At 65.5% G+C, this 817-nt stretch carries 2 protein-coding genes; both read right to left on the bottom strand.

Annotation, left to right across the window (positions count from 1 at the left end):
- Nucleotides 1–90: 90 nt before the first annotated feature.
- The gene (locus A5733_RS00105) at nt 91–402 is read right to left on the bottom strand and encodes a hypothetical protein (RefSeq protein ID WP_076238610.1); all 312 of its coding nucleotides are present in this window, start codon (nt 400–402) and stop codon (nt 91–93) included.
- Nucleotides 399–817: hypothetical protein (locus A5733_RS27385; RefSeq protein ID WP_076238609.1), on the bottom strand; the 419-nt coding region annotated here is incomplete at its 5' end. The genes A5733_RS27385 and A5733_RS00105, both read right to left, overlap by 4 nt.

Here is an 817-nt window from a genome sequence, read left to right as displayed (position 1 = left end):
GGGGCGGCCTTCGTCGTACGAGTCGAGCGTATCGCTACATCAGGGCCACGGCGGTCAGCAATATCGCGCACCCACCGATGATGAGATCAGTCACAGCAGCTCCCGCGCCGCGGAGATCGCGGTCTCGATCGCGGTCGGGTCATTGGCGTCCATCGCCCGCACCACTGTGCGTACCACCTTGCGCATCGCGGCCAGTTCGTCCTGGCACTTTGTACATTGCCCTTCGAGCTTCGCGTAGTCGCGATCCATCCGGTCCAGGCGCCGGTCATACGATGCGGTGATCTTGTCGGTCATCTCGGCGCGGCGGCCGCCGCGACCGGAGATCGCCTGAATGGTCGCCCCGCCGAGCACGCCGAGCACGCCGACGCCGGCCACGATGATGGAGACGATGGCCGCGTTCATTGGTCGACCGATTCTGCGTGGCGTAGCGCCTTGCGCGCTTGGGTGATGCGTCGGATGTCGCGCAGGAGGAGGAATGTGGCGCACCAGGCGTAGGCGGCGAACCCGAACACACCCACAACGGCCTTGCCCCACCACGCCATCTGAAGCGTGCCGAGCACGTAGCCGACGAAGCCGCCAGCCGCCGACACGTCGCCTGCGAGCTGCAACCACAGGCCCAGCCGGAACACCCAGAACCGGGTCTTGTACGGCGCCGAAGACAGGTACTTGCCGAGCAGGCAGATCGCCATCCCGACGAACAGCCACAGCCACAGAAACTCAACGAACGGCCCCATAGCCTGCCCGACCGACTGCGGCACACCCTTGGCAATGAACAGGCAGTACAGGCCACCGAGGATCATGTGGACGTAGACGACGA

Origin of the sequence: Mycobacterium sp. NS-7484 (genome assembly GCF_001953975.1) — a bacterium.
Taxonomy (GTDB): domain Bacteria; phylum Actinomycetota; class Actinomycetes; order Mycobacteriales; family Mycobacteriaceae; genus Mycobacterium.
Note: the sequence above shows the minus strand (reverse complement) of the source record. Positions and strands in the feature narration are given on the sequence as shown.